At 49.7% G+C, this 26768-nt stretch carries 25 protein-coding genes; 12 read left to right on the top strand and 13 right to left on the bottom strand.

Annotated elements, in window-relative coordinates:
* Window positions 1–67: 67 nt before the first annotated feature.
* Complete coding sequence (locus tag IMY23_RS03180; protein ID WP_192820702.1) at window positions 68–586, top strand: DinB family protein; 519 nt, start codon at window positions 68–70, stop codon at window positions 584–586.
* Between the two features lie 389 nt (window positions 587–975).
* On the opposite strand, the gene IMY23_RS03175 is transcribed toward IMY23_RS03180, so the two are convergent.
* Entirely contained in the window at window positions 976–3132 is a 2157-nt protein-coding gene (locus IMY23_RS03175; protein WP_225986398.1) for a dipeptidyl peptidase 3, read from the bottom strand.
* Between the two features lie 266 nt (window positions 3133–3398).
* Here IMY23_RS03175 and IMY23_RS03170 point away from each other — a divergent pair, with 266 nt between their 5' ends.
* The gene (locus tag IMY23_RS03170) at window positions 3399–4904 is read left to right on the top strand and encodes a glycosyltransferase family 39 protein (RefSeq protein ID WP_192820701.1); all 1506 of its coding nucleotides are present in this window, start codon (window positions 3399–3401) and stop codon (window positions 4902–4904) included.
* 234 nt (window positions 4905–5138) lie between these two features.
* Complete coding sequence (locus tag IMY23_RS03165) at window positions 5139–5315, top strand: hypothetical protein (protein ID WP_192820700.1); 177 nt, start codon at window positions 5139–5141, stop codon at window positions 5313–5315.
* Between the two features lie 57 nt (window positions 5316–5372).
* Here the strand turns inward: IMY23_RS03165 and IMY23_RS03160 are convergent, their stop codons facing one another.
* Together IMY23_RS03160 and IMY23_RS03155 are read right to left on the bottom strand one after the other, a co-directional pair.
* A complete protein-coding gene (locus IMY23_RS03160; protein ID WP_225986397.1) occupies window positions 5373–7910 on the bottom strand; it encodes an ABC transporter permease in 2538 nt (845 codons plus the stop codon).
* Between the two features lie 114 nt (window positions 7911–8024).
* The gene (locus IMY23_RS03155) at window positions 8025–8723 is read right to left on the bottom strand and encodes an ABC transporter ATP-binding protein (protein WP_192820699.1); all 699 of its coding nucleotides are present in this window, start codon (window positions 8721–8723) and stop codon (window positions 8025–8027) included.
* Window positions 8724–8910: 187 nt separating this feature from the next.
* On the opposite strand from IMY23_RS03155, the gene IMY23_RS03150 reads away from it, so the two are divergent.
* The 5 genes from IMY23_RS03150 (at window position 8911) to IMY23_RS03130 (ending at window position 12473) form a co-directional block, all read left to right on the top strand.
* Window positions 8911–9591 (top strand): arylesterase, encoded by a 681-nt coding sequence (locus IMY23_RS03150; protein WP_192820698.1) that lies wholly within the window; start codon window positions 8911–8913, stop codon window positions 9589–9591.
* Between the two features lie 220 nt (window positions 9592–9811).
* Window positions 9812–10399, top strand: a complete 588-nt coding sequence (locus IMY23_RS03145) for an SUKH-4 family immunity protein (RefSeq protein WP_192820697.1) — start codon at window positions 9812–9814, stop codon at window positions 10397–10399.
* A gap of 75 nt (window positions 10400–10474) precedes the next feature.
* Window positions 10475–11188 carry a hypothetical protein gene (locus IMY23_RS03140; protein WP_192820696.1) on the top strand — a complete coding sequence of 238 codons (714 nt, stop codon included), beginning with the start codon at window positions 10475–10477 and terminating at the stop codon, window positions 11186–11188.
* A 96-nt stretch (window positions 11189–11284) separates the two neighbouring features.
* Complete coding sequence (locus tag IMY23_RS03135) at window positions 11285–11662, top strand: VOC family protein (RefSeq protein WP_192820695.1); 378 nt, start codon at window positions 11285–11287, stop codon at window positions 11660–11662.
* A 103-nt stretch (window positions 11663–11765) separates the two neighbouring features.
* On the top strand, window positions 11766–12473 hold the full coding sequence (locus IMY23_RS03130; protein WP_192820694.1) for a T9SS type A sorting domain-containing protein: 708 nt from the start codon (window positions 11766–11768) through the stop codon (window positions 12471–12473).
* A 110-nt stretch (window positions 12474–12583) separates the two neighbouring features.
* On the opposite strand, the gene IMY23_RS03125 is transcribed toward IMY23_RS03130, so the two are convergent.
* The 9 genes from IMY23_RS03125 to IMY23_RS03085 all read right to left on the bottom strand — a co-directional run bounded on the left by IMY23_RS03125 (window position 12584) and on the right by IMY23_RS03085 (window position 22259).
* Window positions 12584–13342: a hypothetical protein gene (locus tag IMY23_RS03125; RefSeq protein WP_192820693.1), complete on the bottom strand. Its 759-nt coding sequence runs from the start codon at window positions 13340–13342 to the stop codon at window positions 12584–12586.
* 757 nt (window positions 13343–14099) lie between these two features.
* Window positions 14100–15113, bottom strand: coding sequence for a 3-deoxy-7-phosphoheptulonate synthase (aroF, locus tag IMY23_RS03120; RefSeq protein ID WP_192820692.1), 1014 nt, complete (start codon window positions 15111–15113; stop codon window positions 14100–14102).
* A gap of 444 nt (window positions 15114–15557) precedes the next feature.
* Window positions 15558–16337 carry a tryptophan synthase subunit alpha gene (gene trpA, locus IMY23_RS03115; RefSeq protein WP_192820691.1) on the bottom strand — a complete coding sequence of 260 codons (780 nt, stop codon included), beginning with the start codon at window positions 16335–16337 and terminating at the stop codon, window positions 15558–15560.
* Entirely contained in the window at window positions 16327–17526 is a 1200-nt protein-coding gene (trpB, locus tag IMY23_RS03110) for a tryptophan synthase subunit beta (protein ID WP_192820690.1), read from the bottom strand. Before trpB ends, trpA begins: the two co-directional genes overlap by 11 nt.
* 141 nt (window positions 17527–17667) lie before the next feature.
* On the bottom strand, window positions 17668–18303 hold the full coding sequence (locus IMY23_RS03105; protein ID WP_192820689.1) for a phosphoribosylanthranilate isomerase: 636 nt from the start codon (window positions 18301–18303) through the stop codon (window positions 17668–17670).
* A 21-nt stretch (window positions 18304–18324) separates the two neighbouring features.
* A complete protein-coding gene (gene trpC, locus IMY23_RS03100; RefSeq protein WP_192820688.1) occupies window positions 18325–19149 on the bottom strand; it encodes an indole-3-glycerol phosphate synthase TrpC in 825 nt (274 codons plus the stop codon).
* 3 nt (window positions 19150–19152) lie between these two features.
* Window positions 19153–20145, bottom strand: coding sequence for an anthranilate phosphoribosyltransferase (trpD, locus tag IMY23_RS03095; RefSeq protein WP_192820687.1), 993 nt, complete (start codon window positions 20143–20145; stop codon window positions 19153–19155).
* Complete coding sequence (locus IMY23_RS03090; RefSeq protein ID WP_192823667.1) at window positions 20142–20765, bottom strand: aminodeoxychorismate/anthranilate synthase component II; 624 nt, start codon at window positions 20763–20765, stop codon at window positions 20142–20144. Before IMY23_RS03090 ends, trpD begins: the two co-directional genes overlap by 4 nt.
* 78 nt (window positions 20766–20843) lie before the next feature.
* Window positions 20844–22259, bottom strand: coding sequence for an anthranilate synthase component I family protein (locus IMY23_RS03085; protein ID WP_192820686.1), 1416 nt, complete (start codon window positions 22257–22259; stop codon window positions 20844–20846).
* Window positions 22260–22728: 469 nt separating this feature from the next.
* Here IMY23_RS03085 and IMY23_RS03080 point away from each other — a divergent pair, with 469 nt between their 5' ends.
* Window positions 22729–23601, top strand: coding sequence for a DUF2279 domain-containing protein (locus IMY23_RS03080; RefSeq protein WP_192823666.1), 873 nt, complete (start codon window positions 22729–22731; stop codon window positions 23599–23601).
* A 311-nt stretch (window positions 23602–23912) separates the two neighbouring features.
* Window positions 23913–24404 carry a pantetheine-phosphate adenylyltransferase gene (coaD, locus tag IMY23_RS03075; protein ID WP_192820685.1) on the top strand — a complete coding sequence of 164 codons (492 nt, stop codon included), beginning with the start codon at window positions 23913–23915 and terminating at the stop codon, window positions 24402–24404.
* Here coaD and IMY23_RS03070 read toward each other — a convergent pair.
* Window positions 24346–25029 carry an NUDIX hydrolase gene (locus IMY23_RS03070; protein WP_192820684.1) on the bottom strand — a complete coding sequence of 228 codons (684 nt, stop codon included), beginning with the start codon at window positions 25027–25029 and terminating at the stop codon, window positions 24346–24348. The two genes, coaD and IMY23_RS03070, sit on opposite strands and share 59 nt — an antisense overlap.
* A gap of 113 nt (window positions 25030–25142) precedes the next feature.
* Between IMY23_RS03070 and pyrE the strand changes: the two genes are divergently transcribed.
* Together pyrE and IMY23_RS03060 are read left to right on the top strand one after the other, a co-directional pair.
* On the top strand, window positions 25143–25781 hold the full coding sequence (pyrE, locus tag IMY23_RS03065; RefSeq protein WP_192820683.1) for an orotate phosphoribosyltransferase: 639 nt from the start codon (window positions 25143–25145) through the stop codon (window positions 25779–25781).
* Window positions 25782–26208: 427 nt separating this feature from the next.
* The gene (locus IMY23_RS03060) at window positions 26209–26706 is read left to right on the top strand and encodes a metallophosphoesterase (RefSeq protein ID WP_192820682.1); all 498 of its coding nucleotides are present in this window, start codon (window positions 26209–26211) and stop codon (window positions 26704–26706) included.
* Window positions 26707–26768 lie beyond the last annotated feature (62 nt).

Below are 26768 nucleotides of genomic sequence, written 5' to 3'. Positions count from 1 at the left end.
ACCTAGTGAGATAAAAAATGCCCGGCCCTGTGCCGGGCATTTTTGTTTTATACCTAATTTGCCAGCCATGGAAAAACAACCCTTACCAGAAGTGTGGCTCAGAGGGCCTGTGCCCCAGGTGCCCGCACTCCTTCAACCAGTAGCCCATGCCCTGCTGCAAGCCCAAGAAGAAGTAGCTGCCCTGCTGCAAGAATTCCCAGACCACCAACTCTGGACCAAACCTGCAGGCGCAGCCTCCGTAGCGTTCCACCTCCAACATTTGACCGGCGTGTTGCATCGCTTAGCCATTTATGCCCGCGGCGAATCCTTAACGCCACAAGATTTGGAGAACTTCAAAACCGAAGGTCTTTCCGCTGAAAAAGGAGAAACAGCACAAGCGTTGCAGCAAGCATTCTTCCGGCAAATAGAAGTCTTTATCCAGCAATTAAAAGAGACCAAGGAAGCCACATTAACGGAACCCAGAGAGGTTGGGCGGGCCAAACTTCCTTCCACCGTTATGGGACTGCTCTTTCATGCCGCCGAACACACCATGCGCCATACGGGTCAATTATTGGTGACGGTGAAGGTGTTGCGGGAAGAATTGTAAAACCTGGGAATTATTCTCAAAAATAACAAAGCTATCATAGCCATTTTAGGGAGAAGATGACGTAGTCTACCGCAAGTTTAGCGATAGCGTAACTTGTGGTACTCAATATGGTGAGTTTAAAAACTCACGTCAGTTGATAAACTGACCAAGTGAAAAACCACAAGTTACGCTGCCACTAAACTTGCGGCAGTGGTCATTTTTACTTCTGCTGTCGGAATCATCCCCCGACCCCAATATAAGGGAGACGGAATGCGCGACAGGAAATCACAACAAGGTTAGTCAGTATTCTATTTAGTCATTAGCACTTCTTTTAAAACAAGAAAGCCAGACCCTCTAGGTTTGGCTTTCCTGTTTTTGGCTTCGTTTTCAGAAATGAGCCCGAAAACGGCTTAGTTGTAGTGCGGCAGTAGGTTATACGTTTTGCCATACTCCAGCATTTGTTCCGTAAAGCTGCCCGGGTAGGTTAACAACACATCTACTATTCTTCCGTCTTTCACCACTGGTGACAAAATAGGCTGAATGAAACCGGAATACGGCGCAATATTCAGTTTCTTGTACCGCTCCAACACTTCAGTATGCAGGGCTTTGTCAACTTTCACGCCGTAGGTTTCCACCAGGTTACGGGCCGCGCTGTAATCCCCTTCTGAGGTTATGCGCTGAGTCTCCCGCAATAACTGCCCGAACAAGGCGCGCAGCTTCTGGTAATCGTTCACTTTGAAGTAGGTCTTGCCGTCTTTGGTCACGCGTTCTACCACATTGTCTTTCTTGCCTTTCTCAAAAACCCAGGCGGCCACCATCTGCCGGTTGCGCATGTGGGCTTCCTCTACCTGCTCGCCGGGCGCCAGGCGCGACAGCTGCGTCATCAAACCATTTCTTATGTACCCGTCGTACTCGGCTTTGCCAACTTCCAGGCTGGGCATCACGCCAATTTCCACCAGTTTAGGGTCCATTACGTAATACAGGGCTACCAAATCGGCGCGGCCTTCTTCAATGGTGCTGGCGTAGTTTTTCAGGGTTTCCTTGGGCGTGCCTACGCCGGGGTTTATCTGACCCGAAGCATGACCGATTACTTCGTGCATGTCGGTGTGCAGGTCGCTGGCCAGGGAGCTGTATTTCTTGGCGCGGTCAATCTCTTCCTGGGTATAGGCGAACTCGGCCAGGGCGCTTCCGCCGGTGTTGGCAGATTCATTGTACGCATTCACAATGTTGCCCAGGTTCACCGATTTGGAGCCGTGTTCTTTCCGGATCCAGTTGGCGTTGGGCAGGTTAATGCCAATGGGCGTGGCTGGCGCTGCGTCACCGGCTTCCACCACGGTAGTAATCACTTTGGCCGTGATGCCCACCACGTTTTTCTTCTTGTGCTGCGGCAACAGCGGCGAATTATCCTCGAACCACTGCGCCTGGTCGCCTATGGCTTTTATGCGCTTGGAGGCTTCTTCGTCCTTAAAAGACACCACCGATTCATAGGCCGCTTTGATCCCCAACGGGTCACCGTACACCTCAATAAAACCGTTCACCACATCGGTGCGCGAGTCCACGTCATTGACCCAGGCGATGTTGTAGTCGTCAAACACTTTCAGGTCGCCGGTGCGATAGTATTGGGCCAGTTTCTGCAGGGCCATGCGTTGTTGGTCGTTTTCGGCTACCGGAATGGCTTTTTCCAGCCAGAAGACAATGCGCTTGATGGCAGCGCCGTACATGCCGTCCATTTTATAGACCTTTTCCACCAACTGGCCGTTTTCCTTCATCAGTTTGGAGTTGAGGCCATGCGACACCGGGCGCTGGTCTTTCTTGTCTGCTTTCTTAGCGTAAAAGGCTTCCACTTCTTTCTGGGTCACGCCTTCATAATAATTGTTAGCCGAGGTGCTGACCAAATCAGCGCCTTCGGTTTGGTTGACACGTTTGGCGGCTACGGCGGGGTCAAACAACAGAGGCGTGAGCCATTGGGTAAAGGCTTCCAGGGTTTCACCGGGCTGCAGCGGCAACTGGTTGGCCGATAGCTTGCGGATGCTCTGCGCCAGGAATTCCTTGCTGAACTCAGGCAAAATCTTGTTGGTGGAATAATGGTGATGGATGCCGTTGGAGAACCACACGCGCTTGGTGTAGACCATAAAATTCTCCCAGTCAGGTGACGTGGAGCGGTCGCGCTTGTTCTGCACAATGGCGTCTAGCGTGCGTCTGATGCGCAGGTTGTGCTTGAAATTCTGGTCATAGATGATGTCACGGCCACTGAGCGCGGCTTCATAGAGGTAATACAACAGTTCTTTCTGCTGCAGGCTCAAGGTCTCAAATCCCGGCACGCGGTAGCGCAGAATGCGCAAATCAGCGAACTGCTCCATCACGTACTTAAAATCCTGATTATCTGTGATTACCTGCGGCGAAGATGTATTGGTGGCCCTAAGCGGATCTGTCTCCTGCACCGCATTAATGCCATACGCCGGCGAAGTTGCGGTGGCCGAAGCGGAAGGAGTTGTATTTTTAGCGCAGCCAGCGGCCATAAAGGCGGCAAAGGCCAGGGCGGCGGCTGAAGTGAGTTTGTGGTTCATGCGGGTACGTTTGGTGATATGCTAAATTAGTGAATTCTAACCGGGCGCAAAAACCAAGCCCTTATTAACCAAATCATCAAACGTCTTTTAAATGGATTTCCGTTTTCGGGCTCGTTTTCAGAAATGAGCCCGAAAACGGAAAAATTCCCTCTCTCCCATCCGCTGCAAGTTTTGGTTTTTCTAGAGTTATTGCCTTGAAAACAGGGAGAATCCAATACCTTTAGGTTCCTGTTTTTCGGTTTGGCAGCCAGCTGCCGTCTTGTGACATGCAATCAACCCAGAGCAATTTATTTCCTTGGCCGAAGCTTCTCCCCTTTGTGGTGATGGCAGGTTTTCTGATGCTGTACACGACTTTGCCCAACCAAAACCCCACGGCAGATGCCTACGCCTACGCCGCCAGTGTGCGCTGGGAAACCGACCTCTGGAAGCCCCATCATTTGCTCTACAACGCCACCGGCTGGGCTTTCACGAAGTTGCTTTCTACGATTGGCTTCCATACTTCGGCGTTGCCCTCCATGCAGCTTTTGAACAGCATTTTTGCAGTGGCAAGCCTGTGGGTTTTGTTCCGGATTTTAAAAAGGATTCAATCAAACCCTTGGGTCATTACAGGATTTTTGCTGGTGGCAGGCGCCAGCTTTGGGCCTATGCGGTATGCTACGGAGAACGAGACGTACCTGATTCCTATTTTCTTTTCGTTGCTGGGCAGTTTGTTTTGGGTGAAATACAGCCAACACCAAAGCACCTCTCACCTACTACTTAGCGGCTTTTGGGCGGCGTTTGCGTGCCTTTTTCACCAGATACATTTTTTCTGGTGGCTGGGCTTGGGGCTGTCGTTGGTTTGGGTTCCGAGGGCAAAACCGTGGACCTGGTTTTGGTATTTTGTTCCGGCGTTAGTGGTGCCGCTGGGCTATGGCTTGGTGATGGGGCACCTGGGAATTCCTTTTGGTCAAACACTCCAATTCGTCTTTCAGGATTTTTATAAGGCCAGTGTACAAACTACCATCTCCGGCCAAAATTTTCTGATGACCGGCATTAGTCTGGTCCGTACGTTTATGGAGGTCCATGGCCGACTCTATTTCCTTTTCCTGCAGCATTGGTTGTGGTTGGTTCCGGGTTTGATGGCCTTTGCGCTTATAGTTTGGGGAGTTTTAACCATGGTTGCAAGAATCAGAAAAAGCATAGTAGTTCAGCCCCTGGTTCTCAAAAGCCATGTGTTGGTGCTGTTGCTCCAGTTGTTGTTTGCCTGGTACGCCGTGGGGAATGCTGAGTTTATGGTCATGTTTCCGTTTCTGGTGGTGCTGGTTTTGGCTTCATTTCAGGAATGGAGGCCGAAAACGGGAATTGCCCTGGGCTTGGGTCTGCTGCTCTGGAATACAACTTATGGCCTGGTGCCCAATCATTTCCACAGATACACCAACCACGCTTGCCTGTACCAAACAATGCAGAAAAAACCGGCTCAGGTGCTATTGCTGCAAGACAAAACGCACTTCAACGCCTATTACCATTATAAAACCGGGCAACCCTTCCCGATGGCTTATGAAACCTGGGACCGGCCCGCCAGGTTAGATTCCGTGATCAGCCAGGCAATTGCTCAAAACCAAATTATTTACACAGATTACTCCACCGATGCACCTGTCTTTTCGCGCGCGCGGCTGTTACTGAATTCTCCGTCAGATGCGCTTTTTAAGAAATATATGTTACTTGAAGTAGCCTCCTGCCCCACGCTTTTTGGTGATAAAAAACTTTTCCGGGTAACCGTCACCTCCAGATAAAGGCAATTCCACCAAAGCCAGACATTGAGAAAAGGAAATTTGAGCATTTAACCTCCCGCAAATTCAGGCGTTACCTTCGCTGCGCGGAAATGCGTCATTGGCGAATTTGGAGGTGCTTCTCCTGATGTTTCCAGGCATAAGCTTCATTCTTTTCTTTCCAAATTTGGGCGGCAAAGTGCTCACTTTTTAGGCGATATTTTTTATTCGTTGTACCTCACCCACTTCTTCACGGCCATGGCGTTCCATAACTTTTTCATGCCGCAGGTATCAGGCCCGTTACTGAAGACGCTGGTATTTTTCGGCGGCATAGTGCTGGGATTTGGGTTTGCCTATGTCTTTTATCTCTTGGTGGAGAAACCCGCCAAGCAAAAAACCGCCGCTTTCCGTTTTCGGGCTCCATTCTGGAAATGAACCCGAAAACGAAATTCGCATAAAAACCTTTTCTGGTTTAGAAAGTGCTAGTTTTAACTAAACATCTGACCGCAAAATTTCCAACGGCGATTTATTGACCACGCCCCGGCTGTTGAACAAGCCAATGGCCACGGTTAAAAACGAAATCAGCGCAAACAAGCCCAGAACTGGCAACAGTTCCGGGGAGAACGATGTCTCGAAACTGTACTTCGCCAGGGCCCAACTACCGGCCAGGGACAACAAGATGCCCGTGCCCGAAGCCAGCGCCCCCAAAAAGAAATATTCCAGCGAGGTGATGGCATAAATCTGGTTTTTGTTCGCGCCCAGCGTGCGCAGCAAGACGCTTTCCTGCATTCGTTGGTACTTACTGATCAGCACCGACGAAATCAAAACCACCAACCCTGTAATAATGCTGAACGCGGCCATAAACTTGATCACAAACCCAATCTTGTCCAGTAGTTCATCTATCACGCTCAAGATCAATTCCAGGTCCACAATGGAGATGTTCGGGAAATTCTGCACCACCGCCTGCTGGAACTTAGCCGAGGCCTCAGGCGTGGCCACCCGCGTGATCAGGACGTGGAACTGCGGCGCTTCCTCCAATACACCCACTGGGAAAACAACCCTGAAATTGGTTTGAATGCGGTTCCAGTCTACTTTTCTGATAGAGCCCACCACGGTTGGCACCAAGGCGCCCTGCACGTTGAACACAATGCGGTCGCCTACTTCCACTTTAATGCGTTCGGCGTAATCATCGGCCACGGACACATACACCGTGTCTGCCGCGCTGGCCACGTTGCCTTGCCAGGTGCCTTTCACAATCTTCTCAGAGGCGGTGAGCGTATCTCTGAACGTGGTCCTGATCTCGCGCTGGAAGGCCCGCTGAGTTACGCCAGAGGAGCTGTCTTTGCGGGCCTGCTCTTCGGTGAGGCCGTTGATTTCCTCAATGCGCATGGTTACAATGGGCACTTGCTGAATAACGGGCAAGCCCTGGGTTTTGGTCAACTGCGCTACGGCCTCGCGCTGGGCGGGCTGAATGTCAAACAAAACCATGTTGGGTTGGTTTTCACTGGCCGCCAGCGTGACGCGGTTCAACAGAATGCCCTGCACAAAATACAGTGTACAAATAAAGGCCGTGCCCAGGCCAATGGAGACAATCAAAATCAACGTCTGGTTGTTAGGCCGAAACAGATTAGCCAAGCCTTGGCGCCAGAGGTAACTCCAGCTAGCCGGGAAGAATTTTCTAACAGTCCACATCAAACCCCACGCCGCGCCCATCAAGACCAGAAAGCCCACCAGCACGCCTAGCGTGAAATAGAAAGACTCCTTGGCCTCCTGCGTCTGCAGATACGTGAACCCGAAGATGAACAGCAACACCAGCGCGTACAGCAACCATTTCACGGGGTCTCTGAACAAGCTGGTTTCCTCAAAAGACAAACGCAAGGTGTTCAACGGCGAAATCTTCCTGATGCTCACCAAGGGCAACAACGCGAATAACAGGGAAATCATCACGCCCAGCCCAACGCCCTGCAATATGGCCAGCCAGGAAATACCCACCGTTAACTCAATAGGTAGTAAATCCTGTAAGACCTGCGGCAGCACCTGCTGCACCACCGTGCCCAAGGCCGCGCCCAGCACCGAGCCTAAAAACCCGATGCCCAGAATCTGCAGCACATAAATCATGAAGGCCTGGTTCGCGCTCACGCCCAGACAACGCAGAATGGCAATGGAATTTAGCTTTTCTTTGATGTACACATGTATGGCACTGGCCACGCCAATACAGCCCAAAAGCAAGGCAATAAAGGCTACCAAGGAAAGGAAACCGGTCAGATCTTCAAACGACTGGCCCATTTCGCGGCGCTGGGAAGCCAGGGTCTCCGCGTTCAGGTTTTCTTTCTCCAGCCGGGGCTCTAAGCTTTTGGCCAGTTTCTCCACGTCAGTGCCGCGGTTGTATTGGTAGTAAAACAGGTAATTAATGCGGCTGCCTTTCTGCTCCAACCCGGTTTGGGCCAAATAGCGCAAGGGAATATACACTGCCGGCGCCACCGTAGCGGAGATACCCGACTGCCCCGGTGCCTTGTTCAAAATACCCGCAATCTGGAACGTGACCTCCCCTACTTTAATGGAATCACCCACCTGAGCATTGAACTGCAGCATCAGAGTCTTGTCCACCAAAGCTTGCTGGCCCTGCTTAAAACTTTGGCCCGCTTCTGGCGGGGTGGTTTCCAAGGCACCGTAATACGGGTAGGCCCCTTCCAAGGCGCGCACCTGTACCAACCGCGTGCCCTGGTTCTTGGGGAACAGAATCATAGACGCGAAGCTGCGCTCCTGCGAACGTTCATCGCCTAAAGAATCGAGCAGTGGTTTTACCGAAGGTTCTACGGGACGGTTGCTGCTCAGCACCAGATCGGCGCCAATCATGCCCAGGGCCTGCTTGTCAATGTCTTCGCGGAGGTTATGGCCGAAGGAGAAGATGGCCACCAGCGCCGCTATGCCCAGAATAATGGAAGAGATGAACAGAAACAGGCGCGAGCGGTTGCGGCGGCTGTCGCGCCAGGCCATTTTCACCAGCCACGGGAAATTCAGATTCGTCATTAGGGTATGGTATGTAGAAGAGAAGCCGGTGAGGCGTTCCCTTTTCTTAGATCATTTTCCGCTCCGTTTTCGGCTCCGTTTCCAGAATAGAGCCCGAAAACGGGAATTTTAAAGTTAGCCTTGCAGCCCCTGATTGGTCCATTCATCAGAAACCAGTTTTCCGCCTTTCACGCGCAAGATGCGTTGGGTTTTGGCGGCCAGTTCGCTGTCATGGGTTACCAACACCAGGGTTGTGCCCATGTCATGGTTCAGGTCGAAGAGGAGTTTCACCACTTTCTCGCTGGTTTCGGCGTCCAGATTGCCGGTGGGTTCATCGGCGAAGAGAATTTTAGGCTTGTTGGAGAATGCCCGCGCCAAGGAAACCCGCTGTTGCTCACCCCCCGAAAGTTGCGTGGGGTAATGGTGTGCGCGGTCTTGCAGGCCTACTTTCTCCAGCAGTTCCAGGGCCTGGGGTTTAATGTTTTTTTCGCCCCGCAATTCCAGCGGCACCATTACGTTCTCCAGGGCGGTGAGCGTGGGCAGCAACTGAAAATTCTGGAAGATGAAACCCACGTGCTGGTTCCTGACTTTGGCGCGCTCGTCTTCAGAAAGGTTATCTAGTTGAATGCCGTTCAAGGCCACTGAGCCCGCGCTGGAGCGGTCCAGGCCGGCGCACAAGCCCAACAAGGTAGTTTTGCCGCTACCCGAAGGCCCGACAATGGCGGCGGTGGAGCCTGCGTTGATGGAGAAGTTGATAGAATCCAGTACGGTGAGCGTGTTGGCGCCGCTTTGGTAGGTTTTGCTTAAATCTGTAATCTGTAAAATAGTTTCCACGCGTAGGGTATATGGGTGAACACCAAGGCTGCAGGGGCAGCGACTTACATTGGCGTTTTGATGGTTGCAAGATGATTTGGTGGGCAATACTCTGATGCCCGCAATAAAATCACAATCTAATCTTTAACCAAGAACGCCACAAACTAGTTATAAGTACTTTCTTTGTGTTGAATCTAGTAAGACCGCTATGAACACCAAACTGAACATGGGCTGGGCCCTGCTGCTGGCCCTCTGCTTATGGGGCTGCGCCGAACAAAACGCCGGCAACGGCCAGAATACCGCCGCCGTAGAGAACCAGAAAGCGAAAGAACCACAGGTCATGAAAAATATCCTCTTCTTCGGGAACAGCCTCACGCACGGGTACGGCCTCTCGCCTTCTGAGGCGTTCCCGGCCCTGATCCAGAAAAAAATAGATTCCCTGGGCCTGCCCTACAAAGCCATTAACGCGGGCCTGAGCGGCGAGACCTCGGCGGGCGGCAAGAACCGCATTGACTGGCTGCTCAAGCAGAAAGTGGACGTATTTGTGCTGGAACTGGGCGCCAACGACGGCCTGCGCGGCATACCGCCCGCAGAGACCAAGAAAAACCTGCAGGCCATTATTGACAAGGTACGCGCGAAATACCCAGAGGCAAGACAGGTCATGCTGGGCATGGAAGTGCCTCCCAGCATGGGCGGGGCCTACGCCGGGCAGTTCCGGGTGATCTTCAGGGAACTGGCCACTGAAAACAACATGGCGCTGGTTCCCTTTCTGCTAGACAAAGTGGGCGGCGTTCGCTCCCTCAACCTCCCCGACGGCGTACACCCCAACGCCGCCGGCCACAAAATCTTGACTGAGAATGTGTGGACCGTGCTGAAAGGCGTGCTGTAGGTTCTATGGGCAATGTGTTAGAATTCCCGTTTTCGGGCTTGTTTCTTGAAACGAGCCCGAAAACGGGAATTTTTGTTTACCTCATTCTATTTTCAGTGTTTTCTACCACAGGTATTCTTTTTAGCTGAATAACTAAAATAAACAGTATGTTTAGGTATGCCTATAGTGCTGATAAGTATACCTGGTGTGTTTATACTGTAGTTAGCTGTTATATTAAAATATGAAATCAAAATCAGAAGAATTCTTAATGAAATGGAAGTCTCTTGGGAGGGAACACTTGGTTGCAAAACAAAACACCCACACAACTTTCGACTTAGGTTCCCCAGCTTTTGATTTTTTGTACATTACAGGAATGCCATCAGAGTTTCACGAGCTGAACTTCGACTACCTAAAAGAAAAACAGTTAGTCACGGTTAATCAAATGTGGGAACTTGAAGATTCTAGTTTCGACAAGTATTTAGCTATTGGTTTTAACGGAGCAGGTGACCCAATAGCAGTAAATCAAGAAACTCAAGAATTAGTGTATTTAAACCCCGATAATTTTTTTGAAGAGGTTTTTATTAACACCGACTTAAAGAAGTTTTCATTTAGTGCGCTACGATTCGACAGATTTTTTAAAAGCTTTACAAAACTACAACCCGACTCATTCTTTGATACTGAATTTTCAGATGAAGATTTTGACAAAGTTATTCAAGATTTGAAAGTAATAGATTCAAAAGTTTTTGATACTCCAGAAAGCCATTGGCTATCCACCTTGGATTCCTATAAGTTGGAAAGAGATGAAGAAAGAAAAAAATACAACAGCTAACATTGTGTAAACATCATGCCACGGCCGACGGCCTAGCACGTTGTTTACACGAGACCGTTAGGCTTAATTTATAAAATGGCAAATACAATTTTTCACTTATTATATATCCTAGTTTATGCCTTAATGGCTGGGTTTGCATCAATTGTAGTATCCTTAGTTCCTACCTTGATTGGCTATGGAACAGCAATATATTTTAAAAAGAAACTTAACCTGAAAATTTACTCCCAGAAGAATATGAACTTCTCATTTCTATTTGGGTTTGTTCTAGTTTTCTTAATGTTCATATTGAATATAGAATCTTTATTTTCAAATTATTTTTATATCATCTTGTTTGCCGGGCCAATTCTCATTGCTTTCTTGGCTTATTACACCTCGGGTAGCGAGGAAGAAAAAGTTAGAAGTGTTGAACATGAAAATTTAATTAATAGCAACCTATCCGTTGAAGAAGTAAAGCAACTAATCTTAGGTAAATGGTCTTTTCTTTCAAAAACAAAAGTTATTTTCAATAAGGGTGACAAGGTTCTTGTTGATACAAAAAGAGAACTGGATAATATTTTAAAAATTGAATTTACTGATACTGATTATGTAGTTTATACAAAATTAGGTTCTACTTTAAATTCCCCCTACACCTTTATTTCTAATGACACGCTAATTTTGCATAATCCAGAAGAAAAGGAGGTTCTACATAAAATTATGATATTGACGACAATTAAACTTGTCACACAAATAAGTGAAGAAATGTACAATGATACTAGAACCTTAGAAACTAATATCTTTTATAAAATTTAAAAAACATCTACGGCTAACATTGTGTAAACATCATGCTTCGGCCGACGGCCTTGTACGTTGTTTACACGAGACCGTTAAAAAATCCCACCTATTCCTATGAAAACTTCATCTATTCTCGGCTTGAGAACCACCATTTACAAAGTAGCAGACATTGACAAAGCGAAAGCGTGGTACTCTAATGTCTTCCAGACACAGCCATATTTTGACGAACCATTTTACGTGGGCTTTAACATTGGCGGCTATGAATTAGGGCTGCAGCCAGAAGAAGCGCCTACCCCAGAAAAACCCGAAAGCGTGGTTTCTTATTGGGGCGTGGAAGACATAGAAAACGTGTACCAGCACTTTCTGAAACTTGGTGCCACTACCCATGAAAAGCCCTACAACGTGGGCGGCGACATCATTACGGCCACCGTGAAAGATCCCTGGAACAATATCATTGGCTTGATCTACAATCCTGAGTTTAAGGCAGATTAATATATTATAAATTAAACTTAATACAAACTCAGAATTTACCTTTATTTTTTAATAGAAAATCGATTACATTAACCAGTTTTATAAATTTCAACTACTAACTGCTATGAAACATAAAAAGTTAAGTATACTATTGGTAGGTATACTATCAATTTGTTTAATCCAAAATACATTTGCATGTTCTTGTAGTGGTGCACCTATGTTTTTTTGGGATATAGTATCAAAAACCTCCAGGAACGCGATGGTAAAATTTGAAAACTTAGAGCCATCCTCAAATAGCAGTGTTTATGTGGGCAAGTTTACTATTTTAGAAAATTACAACATTCCAGCTAAAGCAGTTAACGATACGATCATATTAAAAAACTATAATATCGGTATGTGCAATGTTAGTATTGAAGAATTTCAGAAAAACGATTCCTTCTTAATTGCCTTAGAATACAATAACCAACTAACATCTTTCTGTCATAGGAATTTTACAAAAATTGGAAATGGAACAGCTGGGGGATTTTCTTTACCGGAGGCGCACGCTAAACTAAGGACTCTTACAAGTATAAAAATTAACCTGGAGCCTACGCTATCAATTTTCACATTCCCCAACCCAGCCACCACCACACTTTCAATAGACCTTCCATTTACGAAGGCCAAAGAAGTAACCATTCAGATTTTAGATTTGAACGGACGCGTTCTCCAGACGCAGACTTCCAAAAATCAAAAAGAAACGCTGCAAGTGCATGCGCTTCCCAAAGGCCTATATCTGATAAGGCTTCTATACCATGACAGAAAACCGCTAGTCCGGAGGTGGATAAAAGCGTAAAGAAGGCATGATTGACGTTAAGGAAGAGGCAAGAAGTTTTACCCTATTACTTTGAATCAGCAACTCCCGTTTTCGGGGTCGTTTTCATAAATGAGCCCGAAAACAGGATGCTAGCTGGCCACCAATTGCCAGGCAGGTGCCGCCACTTCTTCTTCCAGCAAAAAGCCTGTTTCTAACTGCGTGATGAGCGTTGCCAAAGTCGCCAGATTCTCCAATACAAAATACAGTTCCCCTAAAGTTGCGTTCGCTGGCGTTTCCAGCAGATCTTTGGCGTCTGCCACGCGCCAAGCCCTGGCAGATTGCAGGGCGGCTTCGGCCTCTGGCGCGTTAGACAGCAAGTGGGCACCCAGTAAGGTCACAGCTGCGGTTTGGTCCACCAGCAATCCCTTAAATAACACCTGGTGCGCCACGTGCCACAATTTTTCTGTGACGGTAACGGATGGATGCTCCTGGGCCAAAGTCCCCAAACGCTGCAAGAAGTCGGCCATAGCAGGCGTCAGCAGCCAAGGCAGGAAGCAGAACACATCCGTAAAAAGATCGGGCGCACCGCCCTGCAACCTAAGGTCCACAGTTGGGTTGGCTCGCAACTGCGTAACAGCCGGAAACCTGCGCTTCGCCCATTTGGCCAGCGTCTGAGCGGGCGTCAGCTGCGCTGGAACCGCCATCAGTTGCCAGCCCGTTTTCTGCTGCAGCAAGAAATTCAGTTCCTGGAAATCCGGAATGAAATACGCCTTCAGTTCCAGGACCTGCATGCCCGCCCAAAACGGCGCGGCCACGTGGGCACGGAGGGCCTGTTCCCGTTTGGTGAAAAGGATGTTCCAGGTTTGTTGCTGCCGAATAGTGTACTGGGAATAATCTTGCTGATACATGGGGTTTGGGCATAAAAAAAGCCTGACTCCGTTTCGGGAGCCAGGCGTTGGTATGGTTGCTAGAGAATTACGCTGTTCTGTTAATGCTCAAAATCTGGCCATATTGTACCCGCTCCCATGGTGCGCTTGCACATGGTAAACAGATTGACAATAATTAGATTTTGGGCGATGTTGTTCATAACTGAGGCAATTGTAAAAATACTTTGGCAAGAAAGCAAATTATGCAACAATATTTTTTTTAACAAGGCTTTAATTCCTTTATCAATTTCATATTGCTTAACGCTTGATTAAAGCATTACTGAGAAGTGTACGGACAGGGCTTGCCCTGTCCCCACGCATTCCAGATCTGCACAAGTAGACGTGGGTGCCCGGTTTTGGTATATGGTAAACAGCCTGCTATGGCCACAGTTCAAGACAGGTCAAGCCCTGTCCGTACAAAACTATGGCAAAATATGGCGCGGAAGTTACTTCCGTGACTCACGGTTACTATTTCAAGTCACGGAGGTAATTTCCGCGCCATAGAAAGGTTCTCGGGCATGTAACTATCTGCACGAGTAATCATCCCCCTACCCCCTTCAAAGGGGGACGAAATGGGTTAAACTCATAAGTGCTAGTTTAGCTTAACCAATCTCAACTTGTAATAGTTTAAATAAATGCACCTTCTGAGTAGGCAAAACTTAGAATAAAAAATCCTGTTTTTGCCCTCATTTCTGGAAATGAAGCCGAAAACGGAAATCTCAGCCCTACCCCAATATCCTTACGCTAACTCTTTCCGGAGCTCAAACGTGCGACGCATTTTCTGGATCATGCGTTCAGACTCCGTGAAGCTCAAGGTCTGGGCTCCGTCTGAAGCGGCCTCCTCAGGTTTTTCGTGGGTTTCATAGATGATGCCGTCGGCGCCAGCCATGATAGCGGCCAGGGCCATGGGCTCCACGTATTCGCGTATGCCAATGCCGTGCGAGGGATCTACCATCACGGGCAGGTGCGTTTTCTCTTTCAAGATAGGAATGGCATTCAGATCCAGGGTATTGCGGCTGGCGGTTTCATACGTTCTGATGCCGCGCTCGCAGAGAATTAGCTTTTCATTGCCCCCCGAGAAAATGTATTCCGCAGAATACAGCAGTTCATCAATGGTCCCTGAAATGCCGCGCTTGAGCAACACCGGCTTGTCAACTTTGCCCAGTTCGTCCAATAAATTGAAATTCTGCGTGTTGCGGGCACCAACCTGAAAAACATCGGTGTACGGCTCCATAGGTGCTATCTGTGACACTTGCATCACCTCCGTCACCACTTTGATACCGCTGGCCCGGCACAGGTCATAGAACATTTTCAGGCCTTCCAAGCCCATGCCTCTAAAAGAGTACGGCGATGACCGAGGTTTGAACACGCCGCCGCGCATGAACCGCACGCCCTGCGCCACCAAATGGGCAATGGTTTTTTCCACCTGCTCCTCGCTCTCAATGGAACACGGCCCGGCCATAATGGTGAACTCTCCTTCCTTCACCCGCAGCCCGTCCCCGAAGTCAATGACCGTGGGGTTCACTTTCCATTTGCGCGATACCAGTTTGTAGTCATCAGAGACCATGTGAATGTCTTTGATGCCCGGCAAATGACCTATGGCGCGCACGTCAAACTCGGCCTTGCCGCTGCCCACCAAATAATGGCCTGCCTGTGTGATGACCTCGGTGGTTTTGTATTTCAAGTCCCGGGCCTTGGCCTCAATGGTGGCTTTCTGGCCTGGGTGTATGTCTGGTTGTAGTTGAATTAACATTTTTGATGAGTTGAAAGTGTGAAACGCTCCCTTTCTTTTGTCATCCTGAAAGGATCTTGTGGGCGAACTAGAGAAGCAGTTGCTATCTGGCTTTTTTATTCAGTTTGTGTAAACATCCCCCTTCGCCCCCTTCCAAGGGGGAATCTGCGTTAATTAGAGGCTTTTACAAGGAATTATCTTTTTAGAAAAGCATTAACTAAACAATCATCTTCTATGGCGCGGAAGTTACTTCCGTGACTTACATAGCAGCGTAAGAAAGCCACGGAAGTAACTTCCGCGCCATAGTAATTACTTTAATAACCTTTCTAAAAGATTAGCTTCAAAGGGGAATTCTGCGCTTGGTTTGCCCATTGATTAGATTATTTTAACAATCAGCAATGAGCAACCTACAATTTCCCGTTTTCGGCCTCATTTCTGAAAACGGGGCCGAAAACGGAAAACCATTTACCCTTTGATTAACCTTAAAAACGACCGCACGTTTTCCCGCACTTCCGCGGGTTCCTGCAGGGCTTTGATGAACGCGCTGCCAATAATGGCCCCGTGCGCCGACTGGCAGGCCAACTCAAACGAAGGCTTGTCAGAAATCCCGAACCCAATCAACAGTGGGCTCCGCAGACCCAAATCGCGCACTTTCTGGAAGTAGGCTTTCTGGGAATCAGAACTTTGGACCTGGCTGCCCGTGGTGCTGGCGCTGGACACCATATAGATAAACGAACTGGAGAGCTGGTCAATCTGCCGAATTCGGGCTTCTGAGGTTTGCGGCGTAATCAAGAAAATTAGGCTGAGGCCGTATTGTTCCAGAATGGGTTTGTATTCTTCCTCGTACTCGGCGAAGGGTAAGTCAGGCAAAATAAATCCATCCACGCCCACGGCAGCGGCGTCGCGGCAGAAATTCTCGAAGCCGTATTGCAGCACCGGGTTCAGATAGCCCATCAAAATCAAGGGCAGAGACACGTTGTCGCGCACGCCTTGCAGTTGCTGAAATAGCATTTTCACGGTCATCCCGTTTTCTAGGGCCACCATGTTGCTGGCTTGTATGGTGGGGCCATCGGCGAGCGGATCTGAGAAGGGCATGCCAATCTCCACCAAATCGGCGCCGGCCAGCTGCAGTTCCTCCAGAATGGTGACGGTGTCTTCCAAGTTAGGGTAACCGGCGGTAAAATAAACATTGAGCAGGTTGCCTTGCTTCTCCTGAAACAGGCGGGTGAGTCTATTATTGGCCATCTAGTTGTTCAAAATAGGTAAGAATGGTGTTCAAGTCTTTGTCGCCGCGGCCAGATAAATTCAAGACCACCACGTCATTCGGTCCGGCATTCAATTCCTTTAAAGCCGCTAGCGCGTGCGAGGTTTCAATGGCCGGAATAATGCCTTCCAGGCGGCTCAATTCACGCAAGGCAACCATGGCATCTACATCAGTGATGGCAATGAAACGGGCCCTTCCGCTTTGCGCCAAGTGGGCGTGCAAAGGCCCCACGCCGGGGTAATCTAAGCCCGCAGAAATAGAATAAGGCTCCGTGATTTGGCCGTCTTCGGTTTGCATCAACAGGGTTTTACTGCCGTGGATGATGCCGGTTTTCCCCAACACTGAGGTCGCCGCCGAATGCCCCGAATCCACGCCCAGACCAGCCGCTTCCACGGCTACCAGTTGCACGCTTTCCTCGTCCAGGAAATGGTAGAACGCGCCGGCGGCGTTGCTACCTCCTCCCACGCAGGCCACCACGTAATCTGGTAACTCGCGGCCTTCCTTCTCCAGCAGTTGCTTTCTGATTTCTTCACTGATCACCGCCTGAAAACGGGTCACCATGTCGGGGTACGGGTGCGGCCCCACTACAGAACCGATGATGTAATGCGTGTCCTCTGGGTGATTGATCCAGTCCCGGATGGCTTCATTGGTAGCGTCTTTCAGGGTTTGGCTACCGGAAGTCACCGGCACGACGGTAGCCCCCATCAGGCGCATTTTCTCCACGTTGGGCCGCTGGCGTTCGGTGTCAATCTTGCCCATGTACACAATACACTCCAGACCGGCCAAGGCGCAGACCGTAGCCGTGGCCACGCCATGCTGACCGGCACCGGTCTCGGCAATGATGCGGGTTTTGCCCAGGCGCTTGGCCAGCAGAATCTGCCCGACGGTGTTGTTGATTTTATGCGCGCCGGTGTGGTTCAGGTCTTCGCGCTTGAGATAGATTTTGGTATTATATTTCTCTGAAAGTCGCTTGGCGTGGTACAAAGGCGTTGGCCGGCCCACATAATTGCGGAGCAGGTCTTGCAGTTCTTCCTGAAAAGCCGGTTCCTGCATAATGGTCAGGTATTTTTCGCGCAATTCCTCCACGTTAGGGTACAGCATCTCTGGGATGAACGCCCCTCCAAACTGCCCGTAATACCCCCGCTCACTTACTCCAAAATTCTTGCTCATGGTTTAAGAAACCTTTAGTTTATACTATCTTAATTCTTGGTACTTCTCTCTTGGTGATTAAAAGTAAGCACTGATATTTGTCATCCGTTTTGGGGCTCATTTCTGGAAACGAGGCCAAAAACGCGAAGAATTTTTCTTGTGTCAGACCCTTAAATCTTCCATGAATTCCTTCAGACGATGAATGTTTTTGAGGCCCGGCGAAATCTCAAATTTGCTGTTCAGATCCAGCCCGAACAATTTTGGGTGGTGCAAGGCTTTGATTTCCTGTAAGTGCTCTACGTCAATGCCACCGCTCAGGAAAAAAGGAACATCCAGGTCATAGCGCTCCAGCATCTGCCAATTGAATCGAACGCCGTTTCCGCCGGGACTAGGGCCGCTGGCATCAAACAGAAAGAAATCACAGACACCGGCGTAGGCTTTCAGTGGTTCAAAATCAAAGTCTTCACCTATCCTAAACGCTTTCATCACCGTGAGACCGGCGTCTTTCAACTCACCACAAAATTGAGACGATTCATGGCCGTGCAGTTGCACCATGCCCAAGCCAAAACTGTCAACTTTCTGCTGAATTACCTCTTTTTTTTCGTCTACAAACACACCCACTTTTGTCACGTCTGGCTTTGTAGCAGCGGCAATCTCCTCCTCTTGACCAGCCACGCAACGCGGCGATTTATCATAGAAAATAAAGCCCACGTAGTCAGGCTGAAGTTCCAGCAATTCCTCAAGGTTCTCTGAGTACTTCATGCCGCAGACTTTGATTTTCAAATCAGAAGTAGCCATTTAAGATGGATTTGGGTTAAATTATTGATTCTGAACCGAAGCCGCAGTTCTACGTTTTTTCAGCTCGTCTACCAAAGAAGCCAGGGCTTTCTCAGGACGGCTGGTTCGCATGAACGTTTCGCCCATTAAGAAGCCTTCAAAGCCATAGTCGCGCAATTCCAGAATGGTCTGTGCCGACGTAAGGCCGCTTTCAGAAACTTTCACAAACTCGTTCGGGATTAGGGCGGCCAGTTCTTTGGAAATTTCCACGCTCACGGTAAAGTCATGCAGGTTACGGTTGTTCACGCCAATGGCGTCTACGTGCGGCGTAACGGTGCGCTCCAGTTCTTCCTGGTTGTGCACTTCCAACAAGACTTCCAGCCCCAGTGAATGCGCGAATTGGGCCAGGTTGCTCACTTCTTCTTTGGTCAAAATGGCGGCAATCAACAAAATGGCATCGGCGCCAATAGATTTGGCCTCCAGAATCTGGTATTCCTCCAGCACAAAATCCTTCCGCAGAATAGGACAGAAATTAAATTTGCGGGCGGTGGTGAGGTCTTCATTCTTGCCGCCAAAAAACGGACCATCGGTTAAGATAGACAGCGCCGAAGCCCCTGCCTGCATGTAGCCGATAGACGTGCGTTCCACCGGGGCATACGCGTTGATGATGCCTTTGGACGGCGACCGACGCTTGAATTCGGCAATGATGCCGTTAAGGTCTGGGCGCTGCAGGTACTTTTTGAAGGAAACCGGCTGGGTCTGAAAATAAAGGCTGCGCTCCAGTTTGGCTACCGGCACGAGGCTTTTCTGGTCTGCCACCTCCAGGTGTTTCTGAGCCACAATCTGGTCTAATATGGTATGGGACATAGTTTAGTTTAAAGAAAGTAACTGTTGAAATGTTTTAAGGGCCAGGCCGTTTTCCAGCGAGTAGCGGGCTTTTTCCAGGGATTGGGCTAAGGTCAAAGATTCATCGGCACAGAAAATACCCAAGCCCGCGTTAGCGATCACAACATCTTGCTGCGCGGCGGTGCCCTGACCCTGCAACACGTTCCTGAAAATAGCCGCAGATTCTTCCACGGTTTCGCCGCCGACCAAGTCTTCTTCTCTATAAGTAGGCAAACCCAGATCTGCGGGCGTGAGCACCTGTTCGCCTTGTGGCGTGATCATCTTAAACGGGCCGGTGAGCGAAATTTCGTCATACCCATCTAGGGCGTGCAGCAGCACAAAGCGTTTGCCGGTTTTCTGGTAAAGGTAATTGTAGAGCCGCAACAACTCCAGACTGAACACGCCCACCAACTGAAAATGCGGCAGCGCCGGATTGATCATGGGCCCCAGCATGTTGAAAAACGTTTTCACGCCCAATTCTTTTCTGATGGGGGCAATCTCTTTCATGGCCGGGTGAAACAACGGCGCGTGCATGAAACATATATTGGCTTTCTCAAGTTGGTTCCTGAGCACGGCGCTGTCATTGGTGAAGGTATAACCCAAATGCGCCATCACGTTAGAAGATCCGCAGATAGAAGAAACGCCGTTGTTGCCGTGCTTGGCCACTTTATAGCCCGCGCCCGCCACTACAAAAGAAGACAGCGTGGAGATGTTGAAGGTGTCTTTGCCGTCGCCGCCGGTGCCGCAGAGGTCAATCACCTGGTCGGTGCCCAGGTCTGGCAGAAGGCAGAGTTCCAGCATGGCTTCCCTGAAACCTTCCAGTTCCTGCACCGTGATGGCGCGCATCAGGTACACGGTCATAAAAGCCGCCATCTGGCTGGTGTTGTACTGGCCCTTGCCAATGTTGATCAAGACCTGCTTCGCGAAATCTTTGGAAAGCGTCTTGTGCTCAATTAATTGCTGAAGTATCTGTTTCATAAGGTTAGGCTGGCAGCGAAGGTGGTCCATTTGGTTTGCGGTATTCTGGATTTCTCCAGCCAGTTGCGCATCATTTCCTTGCCGTGCTCCGTGAGAATTGATTCTGGGTGGAACTGCACGCCGCACACGTCATATTCTTTGTGCCGAAGCGCCAGAATCTCCCCGTTCTCGTCCACGGCCGTCACTCGCAACGCATCTGGCACCGAATCTGGCACCACCGTCCAGGAATGGTAGCGCGCCACTTTAAAGGTCTGCGGCAAATGCCGGAACATGGGTTCATGCGCATTCACCACTCTAATGGTAGACGCTATGCCATGCAAGACTTCCGGCATATTGGATAGTTCTCCCCCGAAGGCCTCCGCAATGGCCTGGTGCCCCAGACACACGCCTAGAATGCGTTTGGAAGGCGCGTATCTTTTCAGCAGTTCCGGCATGATGCCGGCCTCGCTGGGAACGCCCGGCCCCGGCGACAACAGAATCACATCATACGCATTCACTTCGTCTAACGTGATTTTGTCATTTCTAAAAACGTCAATGTCATTCCCGTAGCCCAGTTCCCGGAGCACTTGCACCAGGTTGTAGGTAAAAGAATCATAGTTATCTAAGACAAGTATTTTCATGGCAATGGGTTGATCTAAGGGCATAGGTTGATTTCCGTTTTTGGCTTCGTTTCTGGAAATGAGCCCGAAAACGGAAGCTTAAATGGTGCTGGCTTTTTCCAGAGCTTTGCGCAGCGCGGCCAGTTTGTGGTGCACTTCGTTGAGTTCGCTCTCAGTGTTGGACTTGGCCACCACGCCCGCGCCCGCCTGATAAAAAAGTTGATTCTGCACACTTAAAAAAGACCGAATCATGATGGCGTGGTTGAAGTCGCCGTTGAAGCCCAGGTACCCGATGCAGCCGCCGTAATAACCGCGGCCGGTGGGTTCCAGTTCATCAATCAAGGTCAAGGCGCGGTGCTTGGGCGCGCCCGACAAGGTGCCCGCCGGAAACGTGTCTGCTACCATCTGCACCGACTGGTTGGCTTTCTGCAACTTGGCCGTCACTTTAGAGACGAGGTGAATCACGTGAGAGTAATATTGCACTTCTTTGAACACTTCCACGTTCACCTGGTCGCCGTGGCGGCTGAGGTCGTTGCGGGCCAGGTCTACCAGCATCACGTGCTCGGCATTTTCTTTGGGATCATCGTAGAGTTTCTGGGCCAGCTCCGCGTCGGCGGCATCATTTCCGGTGCGCTTGAACGTGCCGGCAATCGGGAAAATACTGGCCGTGTCGCCTTTAATTAACAACTGTGCCTCCGGCGATGACCCAAAAATCTTGAAGGTGCCATAGTCAAAGTAAAACAGGTACGGCGATGGGTTGATGGAGCGCAAGGCGCGGTACACATTGAATTCATCGCCCTGAAACGCCTGCGAAAACTGCCTGGAAAGCACAATCTGGAACACGTTGCCCAGGTGGCAATGCTTCACGCCTTCGGCAATTATCTTCAGGAATTCGGCATCGGTTTGGTTTGTTTTTTCATCGCCCACCGTGCTGAAATGGAACTGCGGGAAGTTCTTGTTCTGGATTTGCGCCTGCAGTTCGTCCAGTCCTCCGTTTTCGGGCTCTGTTCCCCAAACGTGCTCAAAAACAAACAGCTCGTTCTTGAAATGGTTGATGGCAATCACGTACCGGAACGTCTGGTACAGAATCTCAGGCATGTCTGCGTGCGCGGCCGGTTTCTCCCGCAGGTTGACCTGTTCATAGTACTGCACCGCCTCAAACGACATGTACCCGAACAAGCCATTTTGAATGAAGTTGAACTGCTCCCCAGCACCGGAGACAAACCGCTGACTGAACTGCTGCAACAGCGCCACTGCGTCTTTCTTGTCTTGCACCGTCTGCTCCTGCACAGAACCATCTGGAAACGATTGCCGCAAAACGCTGTCTTTCAATTTGAACTCCGCAATGGGCTCACAGCAAATGTAGCTGAAACTGTTTTCCTGGCCATGGTAGTCAGAGCTTTCCAGCAGCAGGCAGTTGCGGTAACGGTCACGGAGCTGCAGGTAAATGCCCACCGGCGTCACCGTGTCTGCGAGCAGTTGGCGGTGGTGCGTATGTAGTTGGTATGTGGTCATAATTGGTGTAAAGAAAAAGGCTTGCCGTTTTAGGAGAACAGCAAGCCTTTGGTATACGGGCAGGTTTTATACGGCGCAGGCCGGCTGTTCAATCTGGTTTTGATTGATGCCACCAACAATGCTGTACAAAGAATCCCATTCGGTTCATTACTTTTTATTTAATTGACTAAACCCTTTAAAACACCAAAGGCCCGGGTGAAACCGAGCCTTTGAATTATTGCAGAAACTGCATAGCAAGCGGGTCACCCATCAGAGTTGAGGAGTGTGCCACCAAGCGCCATGCTGTTTTGTCTTCATATTCATGTTGCAAATGTACAGACGCAAATTTTTAATGCAAGCAAAACCGCTAAAAAATTTGCAAGCCCATGGGCGCGCACCTATCGTGGGGTTTCTGTACATTTATCCTGTGGGTACAACACATCGTCTTTTTTTTTCGGTAATCTGTCTTTGGCTGGGCTTTTTGGGCAATATGCCGTTGCAGGCGCAGTCTACCTATACCCAAGACACCACCCTTGCCACCGAGGCATTGCCCAAAATCTCCACCAAAGTGACATATCTGGCGGCTGGGGCCGGACTGGCGTACGTGGGCGGCTTGTTTGTTTTAAACGAAGCCTGGTACAAAGAAGGCGAGCGCTCGGCATTTCATTGGTTTAATGACAGCCATGAATGGAAGCAGATAGACAAAGTGGGCCATTTCTGGAGTTCCTTCCACCTCAGCCGCCTGGGCGTTGATGCTTTGCGCGGAGCCGGCTTCTCTGAGAAAAAAGCGATTTGGTGGGGCAGCGCCATGGGGTTAGCCTTGCTTACGCCCATTGAATATTTTGACGGTCGGTCTCCCGCCTACGGCGCCTCTGCCTCTGACATTGCCGCCAACGCCGCTGGTTCTTTGGCGGTGTTGGGTCAGCAATTGGCTTGGCAGGAAATCAGGATTACGCCCAAGTTTTCATTTCACACCACTAAGTATGCCGCGCAAAGACCTAATGTACTGGGCAACGGTTTTCCTGAAGAAGTGCTCAAAGACTACAACGGGCACACCTATTGGCTTAGCGTGGATGTAGTGAAATTTCTGCCTGCAAATTCTATGTACCCCAAATGGCTCAATGTGGCGGCTGGTTACGGAGCGGAAGAAATGGTGTACAATGACCTGGCCACCAACCGGCGGCTGGGTTTCAACGCGCATCGGCAATATTACCTGAGTTTAGATTTGAACTGGCAGGCCATTCCCACCCAAAGCAAGTTCTTGAAGGGCGCATTTTATGTTTTAAACATTTTCAAGTTCCCGGCTCCGGCGTTGGAGTATTCCAGGCCTAATGGATTGAAAGGACATTGGCTGTATTTTTAAAGACACCGTTTCATGGTTGGCGTTAGAGACAAGGCAGTGCCTGGTCTCTACAGTTGAGGTTGTGATGACCTGAACTCAAAAGACCTCGGAGTGTCTGAAAGACCTGCGAGTGTCTCTGCCAATAGCTTTATTCCCGTTTTTGGCTCCGTTTCTGGAAATGAAGCCAAAAACGGAAATTGGGAAAAGATCATCGGGCCAAAATAATTCCTGAATCAGAATATTATTCTTATTCCCCAATCCACCAGTAGGCCGTATCAATATTTTTGGCAACTTCGCCAGAAGCTAGCTGTTTACCTTTCATTTCCCATTCTATGAAGCGCATCGCAATTTTTCCAGGTTCGTTTGACCCGTTCACCAATGGCCATTATGATGTGGTGCAGCGCGGTGCCGAGGTTTTTGACGAAATCATTATTGCGCTGGGGAACAACAGTAGCAAGAGCCGGGCGTTTGGCGTGGAGAAAATGATGGAGATAATTCAGCAGGTCTTCGCCGGGAATGACAAGATCAAAGTACAATCCTACAAAGGCTTGACCGCTGATTTTGCGAAGGAAGTAGGCGCGAAGTTTCTGCTGCGCGGGCTACGCAACACCACAGATTTTGAATACGAGAACACCATTGCGCAGGCCAACCGGCACGTGAACCCAGAGTTGGAGACGGTCTTTTTGATTACCTCACCCAAGTTGGCGGCCATCAGTTCCAGCATTATCAGGGAGATTCACCGGTTTGGCGGCAATGTGCAGGATTTTATTCCTTTCCCGCTTTCCGAGTTGCGTTCAAGTAGTCCCGAATCACAAACTGAATAGAGGCGTACGACTCCGGCAACACCTCCAGCACTTCATTGGGGGTCATGAAACGCACTTCTTCAATAGATTCCTCGGCCTGCGGACGCATGAGACTGTCGTCCAGGCACTGCATGGTGTACCAGCTGGTCTTCTTCAGGATTTTCTTGCCTTTGTAGGCGTAGGAATGCCAGGTGTTGGGAAGTTCGCCGGTGATGGCCACTTTGATGTTACACTCCTCCTCTACTTCGCGCAGGGCGCCCAATTGGGTTTCTTCGTCTTTGTTGAGTTTTCCTTTGGGCAGATCCCACACGCCCAGGCGATGAATCAAGAGAATTTTGCCGTCTTTCGCCACCAGCCCACCCGCGGCTTTAATGATCTTAAACTGGTCTTTGAGGTGCTCAATCAGCTTTTTCTTCTTTTCGGTGACCAGGGTGAGCGAGTCCAGGCGCTTGAGTTTCTTCACTTCCATGAGGCGCACCAGGCGGTCCACCAGAGCGGCATCGGCGTCTTTAAAGAGCACGTTGCCGGTGAGGTCTTTGGATGTGAAGTGGTCATCTTTACCCAGCACCAGGTCATACTTGTGCTTAAAGATCTTTTCACTGCTTTTCTTGAGAATCAGTGGGATATCGTTGATAAAGACATTCATGCGGAAGATCGCTAATGTAAGGAGCGTACGTGCTACAAAGAAAGAAAGAAAATTCAGATGCTACAAGCAAGGCTTGTGCGGAAAAGAGAACGTAGTTTTCTGTATTTTCGCCCATGGCACATACAGAAACCGCCGCCCAGATTGCGGCTTACCTTTTGGAGACCCAAGCGGTGCGTCTCCGTCCGGAGCAACCGTTCAAGTGGAGCTCCGGCTGGAATTCCCCTATTTACTGTGACAACCGCGTCACGCTGTCTTTCCCGCATATCAGAACTTTTATTAAAAACGCCCTGGCCCAGGCCGTCAAAACCCATTTCCCAGACGTGGAAGCCATTGCGGGCGTTGCCACGGCCGGTATTGCCCAGGGGGCGTTGGTGGCAGATTTGCTGGACCTTCCGTACTTATACGTACGTCCCGAGCCAAAAAGCCATGGCATGGGCAACCAGATTGAAGGAAAGTTGGAGGCGGGCCAAAAGATTGTCCTGATTGAAGACCTGATCTCAACCGGTGGAAGCTCGCTCAAAGCCGCCAAAGCCGTGCAGGCCGCCGGTGGGCAGGTCATTGGCATGGCCGCCATTTTCACCTACGGTTTTCCGCAGGCCGAAGAAAATTTCAGGCAAGCCCACATCCCCACCGTCTGCCTGAGCCACTATGACGCCCTGGTGCAGACAGCCGCCCAGCAAAACTACATCTCCCCAGATGCCATTGAAACCCTCAGCCAGTGGCGCCAAAGCCCTGAAACGTGGGGAGTTTAATTGGGAATTAAGAATTAGGAATTAGGAATTTCTGGAGACACCAATTTTGTCATCCTGAAAGGATTTTTTGGGCGAATTAGTATTGCGCTGACTTATTCTTTTGACCTGTTTAGTAAAAGGTTTCTAGAAGTTTGTAGGCTGATTTTGTGGTTACTCTCACTCACAAAATCTTTTGACTAAGTCTTTAGGTTTGTTGGTGACAACAAGGGCACAGATTTGTTTTCTTTCACTGAAAAGAGTCTGCTATTTAAAATAAAAATAGGTCTGAGGGAAGTTTTGGGAACGAGGGAGAAAAGGCTTGCCTGGTCTCTACGGCAGAAATGACTTCCGTTTTCGGGCTCATTTTCAGAAATGAGCCCGAAAACGGAAACTCCTTCTCTCGCCTTCCACGTACTTCCCAATACCTAATTCTTAATTCTTAATTATAATGAAGGTTGGTTTGCTCTCAGACACGCACGGGTACTTAGACGATAGAATTCTGGCGCATCTGGAAGGCTGTGACGAGATTTGGCACGCGGGCGATTTTGGCGTGGCAGCGGTTTCTGAGCGATTGGCCCAGGTGGCGCCGCTGCGGGGCGTGTACGGCAACATTGACGGGCCTGATGTGCGGGATTTGCACCCCAAGAACCTGCGGTTTACCTGTGAAGGCCTGGATGTACTGATGACCCATATTGGCGGCTACCCTGGCAAATACGCACCCGAAGTCAGGGCCATGATCAAAGAAAACCCACCGGGCTTGTTTATCTGTGGCCACTCACATATTCTGAAGGTGATGACAGATCCCAAACATGGTAATTTGCTTCACCTGAACCCGGGCGCGGCGGGCAAGCATGGCTTCCACCAGGTGCGCACCATGATGCGGTTCAAAGTGGAGCAGGGCAAGGTGTCACAGCTGCAGGCCATTGAGCTGGGCAAGCGGGCATAAAAAAAGTGTAACCACGGGGGTTACACTTCCTAACTCTTTGGATTGAAGTAATCGCGTTGCTA

Source organism: Rufibacter sp. LB8 (assembly GCF_014876185.1).
Classification (GTDB): Bacteria; Bacteroidota; Bacteroidia; order Cytophagales; family Hymenobacteraceae; genus Nibribacter.
The sequence above is the reverse complement of the archived record's forward strand: the minus strand, read 5'-3'. Positions and strand labels throughout refer to the sequence as shown.